We start from the raw sequence: 351 nt of genomic DNA, 5'->3' as shown, positions 1-351 counted from the left end.
GTAGGCTTTCGGTGACCTGCGTCAGCAGGCCGGTTTGACGCAGAGTAAGCACCAGCTTGGTCACCAGAATGCTCGACGGCTCAAAGAACCCGCGAATACGGTCAACGTTGCTCGCGGCTTCACCACAGGTGACGGAGACTTCGTCTCCGTTGGTCAATACCCCCCGAACTTCACGACGTTCACCCGGCACCAGCGCTAGCTGTTTAACGGAGACCGGCCCGGTTAAAAAGCCCTGGGCGCCGGAGATCACGTGCAGCGGGCGGCCATCGCTCATCTGCAGCTGATAGCGACGCGAGTTAGAGGCGTTGAGCAGGCGCAGGCGCACCCAGCCGCGGGACACTTCCACGTACG

The 351-nt window shown here is 61.8% G+C and carries 1 pseudogene; it reads right to left on the bottom strand.

Annotated features, from left to right (window positions below):
* Positions 1-351: pseudogene (locus tag A6013_RS24810) on the bottom strand (cell division protein FtsP); the annotation flags it as partial.

Origin of the sequence: Enterobacter sp. IF2SW-B1 (genome assembly GCF_001743375.1) — a bacterium.
In the GTDB taxonomy this organism is placed as follows: Bacteria; Pseudomonadota; Gammaproteobacteria; order Enterobacterales; family Enterobacteriaceae; genus Enterobacter; species Enterobacter bugandensis.
Note: the sequence above shows the minus strand (reverse complement) of the source record. Positions and strands in the feature narration are given on the sequence as shown.